Consider the following 15,005-nt stretch of genomic DNA (forward strand, 5'->3'; position numbering starts at 1 on the left):
GAGAATACCAAGATCTGCATCTGGTTGTTGTCATGACCGCCAACAAGAGGCAAATCGCGCGGGGGTCGAAAACAACACGCTGTCGGCTCGTCCCCCATCAGCAGCAGAAAGAAATTGGAACAATTACGAATGATCTACCTCAACTTTTCACCAAGACTATCGTTATAAGTATCAGCCAATTTTCATGTTTCATGAAATTGACAAAAAGCAAAGCATTTGGAAGCAAAAAGCTTCTATTCTCTGCTCACTGTTTTCGATTTTGACAATTGCAGTGAGCGCAAGCTTCGATGGACAACAAGGTCAGCAAAGTCTACCCGGTTCAAACACTACGGCGACCGGGAGAGCTGTTTGAAGAAGTCGAGGCGCTGGCCGGCATCGGCTATTGGGAATGGGACGAAGTCACCGACAACTGCATTTTCTGTTCAGAACAGCTTGCCCGCATGCATGGGGTCACAGTTGAAGAATTCGTGCGCCGCGCAACCTCAATGGACGCAGATCTGGAGTGGGTGCACCCGGATGACCGTGAACACTACAGAAGCCAGACCCGCCGCTTAAGCGAAACCAAAAACATCGTTGAGCTTGAATACCGTATCATCAAAACGGGCGGAGGAGAGATCTTCGTTCGGGAACGCGGCGTTGCAGTTGTCGATGCCGACGGCACACATCTGCGCTCCTACGGGTTCATCCAGGATATCACGTCGCTGAAGTCAGCCGAAGTGGCACTCCGCGACTTGCACCAGCGCCAGGAAGAGATACTGGAACAACGCACCAAGGCCTTGAGGCTCAGCGAAGAGCGATACGCTTTTGCCATTTCGGGGGCCAGCCAGGGCGTCTGGGAATGGGACCTCAACGACGAACACAATTACATGTCAGAACAGTGGAAAGTGCGGCTGGGCTACACCGAAGAAACCCTTCCGAATGCGCCTGGTCTGTTTATCAAAATCATTCATCCTGAAGACCGGGCGAATGTCGAACAAGTGTTCAAAGAACATCTCAAGGATCGCGTTCCATTCGATCTATCCTTGCGGCTGTTGCACAAAAATGGCGAACAGATTTGGGTCCGCGCGCGCGGACATGCCGTTTGGAACAATGAGAATCGCGCAACCAAGATGGGCGGAACGATCAGTGACATTACCGAATATCGGAAGCTTCTGGACACTGCCCAGTACTATGCGGAACGCGATCAGCTAACCGGGCTTTACAATCGCCACTACTTCATGCGGATTGCGGACGATCTCTTGCACAAAAGTTCATCCAATTGCCGGTCCTGCGGGGTCGCGATTATTGACCTTGATGACTTCAAAGAGATCAACGATTGCCACGGCCACCCTGCCGGTGACAGTGCCCTCATCGTATTGGCCGAGAGGCTCGTAGACTACATCGGCGATACAGGGATCGTAATCCGGCTTGGCGGAGACGAATTTGCGGTCATTTTTTCTGCTCAGTTGAGCTGGGGGGAGACGGTTCAGTACTTCAAACGCTTGCTTGAAGAAATTTCAAAGCCAATTGCCTGGGAAGGTTTTTTGTTCGAATGCTCGGCATCTCTGGGTCTTGCAGAGAAAACACACGCCAACGGTTCGGATGTAAACGACCTCCTTCAGCAAGCCGACCTTGCCGTCTATGACGCAAAGGCGTCGGGCGGAAATGCCGTGCGTTGTTATTCGGAGGCGCTTCTCACAGCAGCTCTGAACCGAACGAATACCCTAAACTCTGCACGGCGTGCCTTAACCGACGAACGCTTTGTGTTGTGTTTTCAGCCGAAAGCTGACTTGCAGTCGCAAAAGCTGGCGGGATTCGAGGCATTGCTGCGACTGAGTAACGAGGACGGTACGCTGGTTCCGCCAAGCAGCTACGCTGAGGTGTTCGAGGACAGCGTGCTCGCGCGCCGCATTGGAGAGATGGTTCGTTTGCGCGCCATCGATCAAGCCTCATCATGGCTCAAAGCGGGACATGATTTTGGCCATATCGCGTTCAACATTTCTCCACCCGAATTTCAGGCCTATCAGCGTGATGCTCAATTTGTGGATCGATTGATGGAGGCCATTGCCAAAGCGGGGCTAAAGCCAAGCCACATCCAAGTAGAAGTCACCGAAGATGTTCTTCTTACCAGGAAGCGTGAAAACGTCTCCAGTATACTTCGGCACCTGCGAGAAAACGGCATTACCGTCGCGCTGGATGATTTTGGAACCGGACATGCCTCTTTGCTGCACTTGAAAGAAACCGAATTTGATCTGGTAAAACTCGATGTGTCTTTCGTTCGCTCAATGCTGACATCCGATGTCGATATGGCAATCGTCGAAACGATCGCAAAGCTCACAGCCAAGCTTGGCAAGCAAATTGTTGCCGAAGGCATCGAGACACAGGAACAGCTTGCAGCGCTTCAAAACCTTGGCGTGGCGTTCGGTCAAGGTTTCCTGATTGGCCATCCTGTTCCCGGAGATGCCGTAGGCTTTTCGTCAAACGCCCTGTTTTGAAATCTCTATTTAGAATTGCCCCTTATTTTTTCGTTCAGATGCTTCAGTTATCTTGTTTTCCCTCGCCTTTTCGCCCTTCGGGGTCAAACCGTAAATCCCACGGCCCACCCGTTCGAACCAACCGTAGTGATCATCCGCCATCATCCGTGTGGCCCGGTCAACGCCGGTCGCTTTGGCAACCTCTGAGCCACGGCTTGGACCATTTTCACTTAAATACTGAGCACATCTCATGGCATCTTGCCTGTAGGCTGTGACGAGCGTGACGCGCGTCGAGCCGCCGGTGTTCGGATCTCCGACACGGCGGGCAAATTCACGCAGAAGCCGGTCTTTCCGCGGTTTCATCTTGCGCGGTGTGAAGGGCGCTGGATCAGCATGAACTTCGACCAGCTGATCTGTGAGCCGGACCGTAATAAGTCCAAGCCCCAGCCTGCGCGCGAGCTTGAGATTGTTTTTTAGCGCCGCTTGAAAACGGCGCCCGCTGCCACGCGCAACGGCGATATAAACCGAGTCGGTCACCCCTTGCCGGTCAACGGCCTGGTGAAACAGGCTGAGGGTAAAGCCGGTCTTCAGTTCCACGATCACCGGATCGTCGTCACCGCGGCAAGCCACAATGTCGGCTGATCCTACTTCGGCCTTCACCTCATATCCCTGTTTTTCCAAGAATGCCTTGACCGGCTCGTAAAGCTCGGTTTCCAGAATGCGTGCCATGGATTCGATCCTATGGCTGCGCCAATAGCGGGTCCAGCAGCGATCTGAGCCGGATGCAGGTTGACCACGACTTCCTTGCATTGGATGCAAACACCGGATGATGCCAAGAACCGGAAATTTTGAGCGTCCTCTTGCAGTTGCCTCAATTGTTTCCCATGTCGCTCTTATTCCCGGACGGCCCCGCCCGGATAGCATTCCTAAACTGGGATCCAGACAAAATGGAAATCATACAACCTGCTGCGGTCATGGCCCTTTCTGCCGCGGTCTTCGGGTTTATAATTTGGGCATATTTTCGCGTTTCCGGACACTTCCAGAGCGAGACCCGCGATCAAAAAGGATGGGGAAGCGACCGCATTTCTATCTTACTTGCGATAGGTCTCGTGATTGGCTTCACAGTCAGCTACATCGAAATTTTCATATACGCGTTCAGGCTGCCCTTTTCCGGCGCCGTTGATGTCACTATCGGACTGGCTGCGGCTCTGATCGCGATGTCCGGAGCTTATGCTGTACAGACATACAGCGAAAAGCGTGAGATCAGGGCAAGTCGGCCACGAAACTGAAGGCCACACACTCAAGGATCGAGAAAAAATCTTTCGCGCAAGTTGCGCCACATCTTCTCGCCGACCATACAGTCATAAGGCTGGCCGAACGTGATCTGCGCCCGGTAGACACGTGCTGGTTCTTCTGGAACCCGCCCCCCGATTTCCAGGACCAGTTTCCGGCGAACCGCTTCTGGAAACTGGGCCCAATCGTTTACCGGAATTACAAAACTGCCCGGCCCGCCAATCACGCAGCGGCGGTAGTATTCATCGAGATCCGGAATGTTGAACTGGCCGCCAAATCCGCCGGTCGTCATCAATGGCAACCCGTTGATCACAAAACCGGCCTCCACTGCCAGGTCCCGGGCACGGGTCACAGCGATACCCTGATTGTTGGGCCCATCGCCGGATATGTCGATAACCAGCCGATCCGCCTGAAAAGGGACATCCAGCAGCAACTTCGACGCATACCGGATCGCACCGGATATAGAGGTTCTGCGCTGACCAATGGTCTGATCTTCGCTGATGATGGTTGATACACCCTCTGCGTCTTGCGGCGTTTCAATGAGGGTCCAGGGCACGATCTCGCGAATATGCGCATCGTTGGCCCATTCAAACATGGTCAGTGCAATCCGGCCATGAAGCCCCTGCTCTACAGCTCGAATGACTGATGGATGCGCAATCGCAGCGGCATATCCGTCCCGCTGTATGGCCAATTCTTCCGCCGACATGGACCGCGAGACATCAACGGCCAGAACGAGAGCTACGTCGACGGGTTGAGCCGCTTTGACGGAAGCTGAACCAAATTGCCCCATTAACAAGGCGATCGCGGTGATCAGGGTTGAGACGAGGCTCTTCATAGAACTGAGAATAATGCAGTCCAGCCCGCCGACCAGAGGAAATCCTCCGCTTTGTGTCAAATGATCGTCAGGAACGAATATTGACTGCAACCTTTCGGGTACTCGCCGACGAACAGGAGTTCAGCTATAAGGCTTTGAAATAGAGACCTCAGGGAGTTTTCCATGACCGACGCTGTTGCAAACGACATGGCCGAAAAACCAATGCTGGCAACGCTTCTGCATGAAGGTGTGTATCGGATCGTCATGCAGCGCCCGGAACGGATGAACGCGCTCTCGAGCGAAATGATGAGCGCTTTGTCCGCCGAACTGACGAGAGCAGCGGCGAACCCGGATGTACGGGTGGTTCTCCTCGGCGCAGAGGGCAAGGTCTTTTGCGCAGGTCATGATCTGAAGGAACTGACGAGTGCGCGAGCCGAAGCTGACGGCGGCAAGGCGACCTACGAGCGGATCATGCGCCAGTGTTCAGACCTCATGCAGCAGATCGTACGGCTGCCAAAGCCGGTCATTGCTGTCGTGACAGGTGTTGCAACCGCTGCCGGGTGTCAGCTGGTCGCGTCCTGCGATCTGGCAATTGCAACAGATACCGCCACGTTCTGTACGCCTGGCGTCAATATCGGCCTCTTTTGTTCAACGCCGATGGTCGCACTGAGCCGCAACGTTGCTCCAAAACAGGCGATGGAAATGCTCTTGACCGGCGAAAGCATCGACGCATCGACCGCCAAGGATTTCGGCCTGATCAACCGGATCGTGCCGCGCGACTACCTGGAGCAGGTCGTTCAGAAATACGCGGAGAGCATTGCCTCCAAGTCTGCCCATACCGTGAAGATCGGCAAGGAAGCCTTCTACCGTCAACTTGAAATGCCGTTGTCGGACGCCTACGACTTTGCAGCAAACACCATGGTAGAAAACATGATGGCCCGCGATGCCGAAGAAGGCATCAATGCTTTCCTGCAAAAGCGCAAACCGGAATGGACGGACAGCTGATACCGATGGACCACGACAGCTATTCCGACACCTACATCAAGGGCATTCTGGATGAGGTGAAAACCATCGCGATGATCGGGGCGAGCGCGAACACCGTGCGCCCGTCTTACTTCGTGCTGAAATACATGCTCTCCAAAGGCTATGATGTTTGGCCGATCAATCCTGGACAAGCGGGCAAGGAAATACTTGGACAGAAGGCCTACGCGTCTTTGGAAGACCTGCCGGACACGCCGGACATGATCGATATCTTCCGGAATTCCGAGGCGGCGGGCCAAATCGTCGATGACGTGATCGCAAGCGGCAAATTGCCGAAGGTTATCTGGATGCAGTTGACCGTGCGCCACGAAGAGGCTGCACAGCGAGCGGAAGCTGCGGGTATCAAGGTGGTCATGGACCGCTGCCCCAAGATCGAATATGGGCGGCTGTCTGGAGAGATTGGCTGGGCCGGTGTCAATTCCCGGACACTCTCCTCAAAGCGCCCCGCCCTGAAAGCCGGTTTCCAGCACCGGGGCTTGTCGCCGACGAAAAAGACCTAAGCTCTCAGCACTGATGGGGCACAATTTATCATCAAAGAAAACCCAAATTTGATTTTTTGGACACAGAGACAACTATCTGGAACGGCAATTGAAAAAGATCGCTGGCCACTTTTGTTTTTGCAACAACAGTGACGGTGCAAATGTCTATTTGCTTCAAAAACAAAACGATTTTCTGAAAAGCCGTATAGAAAAAGGTAACCAAGAAAACACCCTCTGATTGCACTTCACTCGAGATCCAATCAAAGGTGCTGTTAAGAGATCGGCAATGATTAACAGTTGACTAAACTGTTAGCAAAATTCTTTGCCCAATCTTTATATCGTGAACAGACACTTTAACGACTTGTTGACCTTTTCCCGCAGGAGGCATTCATGGTCGATCCGTTCACGCAGTTCACTATCTATCACCTGGTTGTGGTTGTCGCCATCGTCATGGTGCTCATCTTCAGAGCTATTTCAGATTGATATCGGTGACGAAACTGCTGGCTCCCCTAACGCACTGTCCAGAGCGGGCAAAACACGCAGTGTCGCAAGACAGGTCGTGTAATGAGTATAGGCTGAGTTGGGCTGGCCAGTTTGCTTGCCCTTCTTCGACGTCAAACACTGCATGTATTCTAATGCCGAGCACATATAATTATTTACAGTTTTCATCAATATTCTTGAAATTTTATTTTTCATTTCGAAACTGGTCTTACCAATTCATCCACATGACGCGTCTATCTTTAATTGCATCACAGAAATTCCATGTTGGGATCGGATGAGTCCATGCTTTACGAAGTGATAGATACGGGCCTCCTCGCTTTGGTGATGCCTCTTGCGGCCAGTGTTCTCATGTTTGGCATCTATCTTGTTATAAAAACCGACATGAATTTGGAGCGTGATGAACGCTCGCCGCGGCGCTTTGTCAAAACGCCATAGGCGTTGCAGCAGCATCCGACCCAATTATCTTCCAGAAAAAGAACGTTATTTCCGTTTTTTCGCGGTTTCAGAAATCAATCCTTTGACCTCCCGCACGGCTTTGACCAAACTGCGCGCCACATATCCAAGGGAGGTTCTTTATGAGCGAAAATATTCCAGGCTTTTCCACGCTGGCCATCCACGCAGGCGCGACACCAGATCCGTCAACAGGCGCTCGGGTCACACCGATCTATCAGACGTCTTCATTTGTCTTTGACGATGTCGACCATGCTGCGTCCCTGTTCGGCCTTCAGGCCTTTGGAAATATTTACACCCGCATCACAAACCCGACCACTGCCGTTCTTGAAGAGCGCGTTGCAGCACTTGAAGGCGGTACGGCCGCGCTCGCAACCGCTTCCGGTCACTCGGCACAGCTTCTTTGTTTCCACACGCTCATGCAGCCGGGCGACAATATTGTGGCGGCCAACAAGCTTTATGGCGGCTCCATCAATCAGCTGAACCACTCTTTCAAAAGCTTCGGCTGGGGCGTGAAATGGGCTGATCCATCGGACATGGCGTCCTTCGAAGCGGCGATTGATGACAAGACCCGTGCAATTTTCATCGAAAGCCTTGCCAATCCAGGCGGGATCATCGTCGACATTGAAGCTATTGCCGCCATAGCCAAGGCAAAGGGCGTTCCGCTGGTTGTCGACAACACCATGGCGTCTCCGTACCTGTGTCGACCGATCGAACATGGCGCCGACATTGTCCTGCATTCCTTGACCAAGTTCATGGGCGGCCATGGCAACTCCATGGGCGGCATTATCGTTGACGGTGGATCCTTCGATTGGTCCGCATCAGGCAACTATCCGCTTCTGTCATCGCCGCGTCCGGAATATCAGAACATGGTTCTGCACGAGACCTTCGGCAATTTCGCTTTCGCGATCGCCTGCCGCGTTCTTGGTCTGCGCGATCTGGGCCCGGCGATTTCGCCGTTCAACGCTTTCATGATCCTGACGGGTATCGAAACCCTGCCGCTCCGCATGCAGCGCCATTCAGACAACGCCAAGAAAGTCGCGTTGCATTTGTCCGGGCATGACAAGGTCAAGTGGGTGTCCTATGCGGCCCTTCCGGAGGATCCGCACCATGAGCTTCAGCAAAAGTACATGCCGAAAGGTGCCGGAGCTGTCTTCACGTTTGGAGTTGAAGGCGGGTACGACGCCGGGGTGAACCTTGTGTCCAAGGTCGAGTTGTTCTCGCACCTTGCCAACATCGGCGATACACGGAGCCTCATCATTCACCCGGCCTCCACCACCCACCGCCAGCTGTCGGATGACCAAAAGACATCTGCAGGCGCTGGTCCGGATGTTGTCCGGATTTCGGTCGGTCTCGAAGATGTCGATGACATCATTGCTGATCTGGAGCAGGCTCTCGCTGGCTAACAACTAGCTAACGGACAAAAAAACAGCCCGCCGTTTTGGCGGGCTGTATTCATTTCAAACCCTGTGCATCCGTCAGTTCTGGATCGGGTACTCGCCTTTCAAGGCTGCCATGTAATCAATCGTTGCCGCGATCACGAAGACAGCAAAGCCCTGGTGGACAAGCGCCACACCGAGTTGGTGCATGGACAATTCCCCGGTGTAGTTTCCAAAACCCAGCAGCGTGACGATCCCGAAAACCATCTGCAGGAAGACAAAGGCCGCCAAATGAAACGCCGGCAAACGGATCCGTTTGGCATCCGTTACAACGCATGTCCGCCATACCAGAAAAATCGCTGCAGCACCCAGAAGATAGGCAACCATCCGGTGTTGAAACTGAACGGTCAGGACGTTTTCAAAGAAATTCAGCCAGGCAGGTGACTGCATCAACAGACCTGACGGGATCATCTTACCGTCCATCATCGGCCATGTATTGTAGGTGAAACCGGCGTTCAGACCCGCGACAAGACCGCCAAAGAACAGCTGCAGGAACAACAGGCCTGTAAACACCCAGCCAACCGGCAGCAAAGCGGAGCGTGTATCAGCGGGCGGCGCACCATGTGGCGCCAGTCGTCGGGCAATCCAGAAAAGATACGCAAAGATAATGAAGGCCAGGGTCAGGTGAGTTGCCAAGCGGTACTGGCTGACATCTGTTCTCTCCACCAATCCCGATGCCACCATCCACCAGCCGACGAACCCTTGCAGACCGCCAAGAGCCAGACCAACCACCAACCGTGGTTTCAGCCATGGTTCAATCCGCCCAGACGCCCAGAACACGACCATAGGTACAAAGAAGGCTACACCAATCACCCGCCCGAGTAGACGGTGTCCCCATTCCCACCAGAAGATGAATTTGAACTCATCAAGGCTCATGCCCTTGTTGATCAGCTGGTATTCCGGAATCTGGCGGTATTTTTCCAGTTCTTCCTGCCACTCCGCCTCTGTCAGTGGAGGGATCACGCCGTGGATTGGTTTCCATTCCGTGATCGAAAGCCCGGACTCGGTCAAACGGGTCGCCCCACCCACGACCACCATCACCAGAATAAGAAAGCAGACGCCGTAGAGCCACCAGCGGATCATCGCCCGGCTTGAGCGAATGAATTCCTGGTCTTTGATGTCTTTTGTTTGGCCGGCCGTTCCCAGGCTGTCCTCGGACACTATCATTGCCCTGTTGTCTCCAAAATTCGTCTACCGGTTTGACCTTTGGTATCGGGAGATATAGGTGCTGGGGAAAAGCGGCAAGCCTTTGTGGCCGGGTCGCGGCAAATCATCGCTCTTTGGGTTACAGAACGGGTCAAGAATGGTTCCCTCGCTCCGCAAGTTTATCGGTATGGTCGCGCTCGTCTTGTTCGTGATTGTCTACGCTCTGACCGCAATGGTGGTCGGTGACTCTCCCCGATTGCAGGAATCGTCGACGCTTATCCAGTTCACTTACTTTGCAATTGCTGGTCTTGCTTGGGTCATCCCTGCTGGCGCCATCATCTGGTGGATGGAACGCGGCAAAAAGAGCTGACTGCAATTACGTTTCAAGTTCGAGCGCGCAGTCCAAAACCGGACGTCAGCCATTTGGCGGCCCGGTAAAGCGCAAACGGCGCGCCGGTTAGATACTGATCGACAAAGGCCGGGTCCTGATAAACCCCGTTGAGCGACACACGTGGCAAAAGCATCAGGTCCCGCGCGCTTGCCGATTGCAGAACACCTGGAAATGTTGTGACAGCGGAGGCAAAGCCGAATTTGCCGACAACCTCGGCAGCGCCTGCGTCAACCGCGTTGTGTTTCCCGTATGGGTACGCGAAGTGTTTGGGCCGCTGCCCCAATTCCGCTTCGAGCCGTTCAAGACCCTTTTCTATATCCTGCCGTGCAGCGTCTTCGGGGAGACGCGCCAGGGCAAAATGATCGTGCGTGTGAGCGCCAATCGTGACGAGTGGATCTGATGCCAGTTCCCGCACTTCATCCCAGGTCATCATCTCCTGATCCGCGAGCTCAGCGAGGTCAATTCCGTACTGGATAGACAAGGCACGGATAATTGCCCTTTGATCCCGTTCGCTCACATCGTTTTTCAAATGAGCGACTAGGCGATTGAAACAAGAACACTTTTCGTCAACGCTTTCGCATACTGTCGGCTCGTCTGCTTCAGACGAGAAAACGATCTGATCATTCGCGGCTATGATCAGCTCCAGCGCCTGCCACCATAGCTCACTCGACCTGTCCACAAGACCGCTTGCGACAAACACGGTGAACGGTGCACCAAGTTCTTTCAGGACCGGAAGCGCATATTCCAGATTGTCCCGATAGCCGTCATCAAAAGTCAGAACCGCATACCGTTCCCGGCCATATCCGGATTTCAAAAGGTCAACCGCTTCATCCAAGGCGATGATCTTGTAGCCATTGGCCCTGATCCGCTCCACCGTTGCACGCAGGAACTCGGGGGATATCTCAAGGTGCCGGTTGGGCTGAAAACCGCCAGAGCGCGCAGGCCGAACACGATGCAACATGAACACAGCGCCGCAGCCTTGCGTAAACGGTGCAAAGAGTTGGCTCAGTCCCGTCGTCTGCAGAACCCGGAATGCGTTGGTAATTGCTGTTTGGCGAATGCTCATCAGCCGCTCGGCCCGTGTGTTTGGAACCGGTCCATTAGCGCACCTTTTCTTTAAGAATTATTGATATTTCTCGCTAGAGTTTGGTCGAATAAGCGCACCACCAAACATAGTTAACCACCGTTTAACCAATCCCGTTTCATTGAGTGATCTCCCATGTCAGCCGCCGCAATTGATATCTCTGGCACCCACTCCGGATCGGGATCCGGGAAGGACGATCTGCAACTGACAGAAGACCTTGAAGAACTGGCGTCGGTGTGGACCCAGCTCGAGAGCGCAGGGATCGGGAATCCCTATCACGGTTTTCTCTGGTGCAAGGCTTTCCAAAACACATTGGGAACGGCAGAACGCAGTCGGCCATTGATTGCACTGCTGCGAGCGGCGGGACGTCCGGTTTTGCTGCTACCGTTTTCTATTTTCACACACAACGGTATCAAGGTTCTCGCCTTTTTGGGCGCACGCTTCGGCAATCAGAACACGGGGCTTTGGGACAAGGCTTTCTATGAAGCAGTTGGGCCGGAGACTATCCGCAGTGTTCTTGATCGGGTTTGCCAGGAGAGCAGTGCCGATTGCATCGACTTGCAAAACGTTCCTTGCCACTGGAACGGCCGGGCGCACCCTCTGGTCCTCGACAATGCGCAATTAAGCCCGAATCCGCTCTACCGCGGGTCTGTCATCGACACATTTGAGGACGTTTTCAAAGCCCTGCATAGCAAGTCTGCGCGCAAGAACCTCACCCGGAAACGGCGACACCTCCAGGAAGCCGGCAAATATGAGATCCGGATTTGCCAGCAACCGGCGGAAATAGAAGCCGGGCTTGAGGCATTTCTTGAGCAGCGCGAGGCGCGCGCTCAGATCACCGGCATCCCGAATGCTTTTTCCGGCCATGAGGCGAAGGCGTTTTTGCGTCAGGCAACTCAAAGCACCGCCCTACCCGTGACGCCGGACACCACGAGCGCGCCCCTCAAAATATGGGCCTTGTCGGTCTCAGGGCAGATCAGGGCAACATATTTGTGCGCGCGAGATGAGGGCACACTCCATGCCTATTCGAACAGTGTTGCGCATGATGAGTTTTTGAAAAACAGCCCGGGACTGGTTCTGATACGAGACATCGTGGAGAAGATTTGCGCCAACCCGGATATAAAAACGCTCGACCTGGGCATCGGCGAGGAGCACTACAAGACGAGCTGGACCCGTCCAGAACCTATGTGCGACAGCCGGTACGTCAGAACAGCCAAGGGCAAGATCTATTCCGCAGTCCAAACGGCAAAAACACGCCTGAAATCGCGCATCCGCAACTCCGACCGGCTGTGGACGATGGTCAAAAAACTCCGGAAGATGCGCGCATCTGGCAACTAAGCTTCCTTAGGCACTGCCCAACAAATTGGTGCGCATTCAAGCAGCGTGTCCACCTCCATTGCGCCGCGGTCCGGAACCGGGTCCACCTGCAATGACGATCTCCACATCCGCGCCGGTGTTATGTGCCAGAAGGTTGGCCGCACTTTCGAGTTCGTGATTGTGATCTGGTCCACTCGCGGCGATCAGCACACGGTCCGCAAAACTCAGCATGCGGGCGCTGGCAAGCGTTCCATCGATCGCCCCAAGATCCACAACAATGGTGTGGTAGGTCTTCTTGATCGCATCGAGCGCGAGCTTGAAGCGATCGGACTCAACCATCTCATCGTTGATCTCGACACGGCCGGCTTCAATAATATGCGCCTTCGACCCAGCATCCCGGTAGACGACCTTGGCAAACGGCGCCGCGCCAGAAACAATGTCTGAGAAGCCTTCCGCCCCGCGCGAATTGAACTGTTCCGGAAAGACCTCCAGAAACAGTGCTGTATCGCCCTTTCCTGCTGCCCGGCGGGCGAGGTCAAAAGCGAGCCTGTGCGAAAGATCCGGCTCATCAACGCTCAGAACAACGATCCGGCCGGTCGGGTCGACGTCAGAAGCCGCCTGCGGCTCGTTAGATGGAAGAGGCGCTGCGGCGGGTCTGGCGACATCGTCCTCCTCAGGCTCCTCAACAGGATCTTTCGGGGTCGAGCGCATTGCGCCGAGCCAGTCTGGCGCGACGTCCTGGTCATAGTTGCCTCTGCGCTTCGACCGTCGGTTTGGCGGACTGCCGACCTCCCTTTGCGCAGGTATAGGAGCAACAGTGCTGTCATCGTCGAGATCCGGTTCCACCCGTGGTTTCTTCGGCTCTGCCTCCGCTCCGATCTCACTGCCGAAACTGTAGCCTTGGTATCCGCCTGCATAAGACGGGCCCCATGTGAAAGCCCCACCGGCTTCGCGCGCCGGTGGCACGGGAGCTGATCCGGTTCCCGGGTTGGCAGTTCCTTGGGGCTGCGCAGGTGAGTAAAGAGCCCGTCCCGTGAGCAATTCGCGCATGATTACAAAGGCCGTTCCCAAGATGAACGTGACCAGAGCTGCAATGATGGTGCTGGAGACCACTTTCGGAGAGAACGGCTCAACCGGGACATTGGCCCGGGAAACAATTCGGGCATCAGCTGGCAGGAGCTGCGCGCGTAAACGCGTATCGGCTTCCTGAAAACTAAGCAACAACTGGTCAAGTTGCGCAGCCTTTGCATCGGCTTCCCGTTCGAGTTCGCTGAGGCGGGCCTGATCCGCATTGGATTTCGCGGCAGCGACCTTCAATTCGTCCAGACGCCTCTCCAAGGCCAAGGCCTGCTGACTCGCAACCCGCGCATCGTTTTCCAGCCCCTCAAGCACTTTTCGCGCTTCAGAACGTATCTGACGGTCGTAGTCACTCAGCTGAGATTGCAGGGCCTTGATCTGCGGGTGGTTGGGCAAAAGCGTGATCGACAGTTCGGCAATGTTGGACTGGATTTCAACTTGGCGTTCGCGCAAACGCTGAATGAGCTGAGAATTCAGGACATCCGTTGCAGTCTCCAAAGATCCACCGGAATTCAAAAGTTCGCGGATCAGTTCGGCCTTGGCCTGAGCTTCAGCTTTCGCAGCTTGCGCCGCGGAATAGTCGCTGCTCGTATCCGCCAGCTGCTGCTGATTAAGCGGAATGTTGTCCGCACCGATCAACAGGTCGGCTCGCGCCCTGAAATCTGCAACGGCCTGGCGGGCCGATTGCACCTTCTTCCGCAATTCGACGATTTGCGGCTCCAATGCAGCGGATGTGATTTCTGTCGTCTGCCGTTTGGCACTGGACTGCAGCTCCAGAAATTCGTCGACAATCGCGTTTGCGACTTCGGAAGCCAAAAGCGGATCCTCTGACGCATAGTCGACGGCAATCACACGAGATTCGTCGAGGCGGTAGACCTCCAGATTTTCGTAATAGTGCTTGAGGACGCGCTCTTCGGCTGAGTCGCCTGAAGGCGCTCGATCAAATCCGAAAATGGTCAGGACCTTATCAAGAAAGGACATGCCGCCGCGGGCGCCAAACTCCGGCACGGAAGCCAGATCCATCTTCCGGACCACTTTTCGGGCAAGGTCAGTCGCCATCAAGATCTGGATCTGACTGGCAACACCCTCGGTATCGAGCAAAGCACGCTCGCCTTCAACACCGCGTGTCCCACCTGGAATGTTGATTTCCGTGCTTTCGATCAGAACCCGAGCCTCGCCCATATATTTGGGTGCAACGAATTGCAGGGCGATGAAAACGATCAACGTCATCAAAAGGGTCAAAGGGACCAGCCACAGCAATGACCGCGCCAAAGCCTTTAAAAGCCCGCCGAGATCCAACGCCATATCGTCGTCTGTGTAGGTCTGCCGCCCAGATTCCATATTACTTCTCTCCAGATACGCGGCGAATAATGTCTGATTATGGTAAGCGTTCGGTTAAGCTTCAACACAGCTGGCTGGAACAGCCGTTAATTTGTGTATACGCATTATTGACAGGCTATCTGTTCGCCTTGATCCGTCTTCACCCTCAATTAACCATACCTTGCGATCCTCTTGCCGAA

12 protein-coding genes are annotated in these 15,005 nt (G+C 54.4%); 7 read left to right on the forward strand and 5 right to left on the reverse strand.

Annotated features, from left to right (window positions below):
- The first annotated feature begins 287 nt into the window (after positions 1–287).
- Positions 288–2,474, forward strand: coding sequence for a putative bifunctional diguanylate cyclase/phosphodiesterase (locus ACVDG4_RS05700; protein WP_447234329.1), 2,187 nt, complete (start codon positions 288–290; stop codon positions 2,472–2,474).
- Between the two features lie 9 nt (positions 2,475–2,483).
- Here the strand turns inward: ACVDG4_RS05700 and ACVDG4_RS05705 are convergent, their stop codons facing one another.
- The gene (locus ACVDG4_RS05705; RefSeq protein ID WP_447234330.1) at positions 2,484–3,182 is read right to left on the reverse strand and encodes a DUF2161 domain-containing phosphodiesterase; all 699 of its coding nucleotides are present in this window, start codon (positions 3,180–3,182) and stop codon (positions 2,484–2,486) included.
- 131 nt (positions 3,183–3,313) lie between these two features.
- On the opposite strand from ACVDG4_RS05705, the gene ACVDG4_RS05710 reads away from it, so the two are divergent.
- On the forward strand, positions 3,314–3,742 hold the full coding sequence (locus ACVDG4_RS05710; protein ID WP_447234331.1) for a hypothetical protein: 429 nt from the start codon (positions 3,314–3,316) through the stop codon (positions 3,740–3,742).
- Between the two features lie 11 nt (positions 3,743–3,753).
- On the opposite strand, the gene ACVDG4_RS05715 is transcribed toward ACVDG4_RS05710, so the two are convergent.
- Positions 3,754–4,581, reverse strand: coding sequence for a DUF1194 domain-containing protein (locus tag ACVDG4_RS05715; protein WP_447235088.1), 828 nt, complete (start codon positions 4,579–4,581; stop codon positions 3,754–3,756).
- 162 nt (positions 4,582–4,743) lie between these two features.
- Between ACVDG4_RS05715 and ACVDG4_RS05720 the strand changes: the two genes are divergently transcribed.
- The 3 genes from ACVDG4_RS05720 to ACVDG4_RS05730 all read left to right on the forward strand — a co-directional run bounded on the left by ACVDG4_RS05720 (position 4,744) and on the right by ACVDG4_RS05730 (position 8,437).
- The gene (locus tag ACVDG4_RS05720; RefSeq protein ID WP_447234332.1) at positions 4,744–5,565 is read left to right on the forward strand and encodes an enoyl-CoA hydratase; all 822 of its coding nucleotides are present in this window, start codon (positions 4,744–4,746) and stop codon (positions 5,563–5,565) included.
- A gap of 5 nt (positions 5,566–5,570) precedes the next feature.
- Positions 5,571–6,101, forward strand: a complete 531-nt coding sequence (locus ACVDG4_RS05725; RefSeq protein ID WP_306147309.1) for a CoA-binding protein — start codon at positions 5,571–5,573, stop codon at positions 6,099–6,101.
- A gap of 1,055 nt (positions 6,102–7,156) precedes the next feature.
- Positions 7,157–8,437 (forward strand): O-acetylhomoserine aminocarboxypropyltransferase, encoded by a 1,281-nt coding sequence (locus ACVDG4_RS05730; protein ID WP_447234333.1) that lies wholly within the window; start codon positions 7,157–7,159, stop codon positions 8,435–8,437.
- Positions 8,438–8,509: 72 nt separating this feature from the next.
- Here ACVDG4_RS05730 and ACVDG4_RS05735 read toward each other — a convergent pair whose 3' ends face one another.
- On the reverse strand, positions 8,510–9,637 hold the full coding sequence (locus tag ACVDG4_RS05735; RefSeq protein WP_447234334.1) for a COX15/CtaA family protein: 1,128 nt from the start codon (positions 9,635–9,637) through the stop codon (positions 8,510–8,512).
- A gap of 136 nt (positions 9,638–9,773) precedes the next feature.
- On the opposite strand from ACVDG4_RS05735, the gene ACVDG4_RS05740 reads away from it, so the two are divergent.
- Positions 9,774–9,986, forward strand: coding sequence for a DUF2842 domain-containing protein (locus tag ACVDG4_RS05740; RefSeq protein WP_040451813.1), 213 nt, complete (start codon positions 9,774–9,776; stop codon positions 9,984–9,986).
- A 13-nt stretch (positions 9,987–9,999) separates the two neighbouring features.
- Here ACVDG4_RS05740 and ACVDG4_RS05745 read toward each other — a convergent pair whose 3' ends face one another.
- Positions 10,000–11,073 carry a polysaccharide deacetylase family protein gene (locus ACVDG4_RS05745; RefSeq protein WP_447234335.1) on the reverse strand — a complete coding sequence of 358 codons (1,074 nt, stop codon included), beginning with the start codon at positions 11,071–11,073 and terminating at the stop codon, positions 10,000–10,002.
- 153 nt (positions 11,074–11,226) lie between these two features.
- On the opposite strand from ACVDG4_RS05745, the gene ACVDG4_RS05750 reads away from it, so the two are divergent.
- Entirely contained in the window at positions 11,227–12,429 is a 1,203-nt protein-coding gene (locus ACVDG4_RS05750; RefSeq protein ID WP_447234336.1) for a GNAT family N-acetyltransferase, read from the forward strand.
- A 36-nt stretch (positions 12,430–12,465) separates the two neighbouring features.
- Here the strand turns inward: ACVDG4_RS05750 and ACVDG4_RS05755 are convergent, their stop codons facing one another.
- Positions 12,466–14,826, reverse strand: coding sequence for a Wzz/FepE/Etk N-terminal domain-containing protein (locus ACVDG4_RS05755; protein WP_447234337.1), 2,361 nt, complete (start codon positions 14,824–14,826; stop codon positions 12,466–12,468).
- Positions 14,827–15,005: the final 179 nt, after the last annotated feature.

This window comes from Roseibium sp. MB-4, from assembly GCF_053005265.1.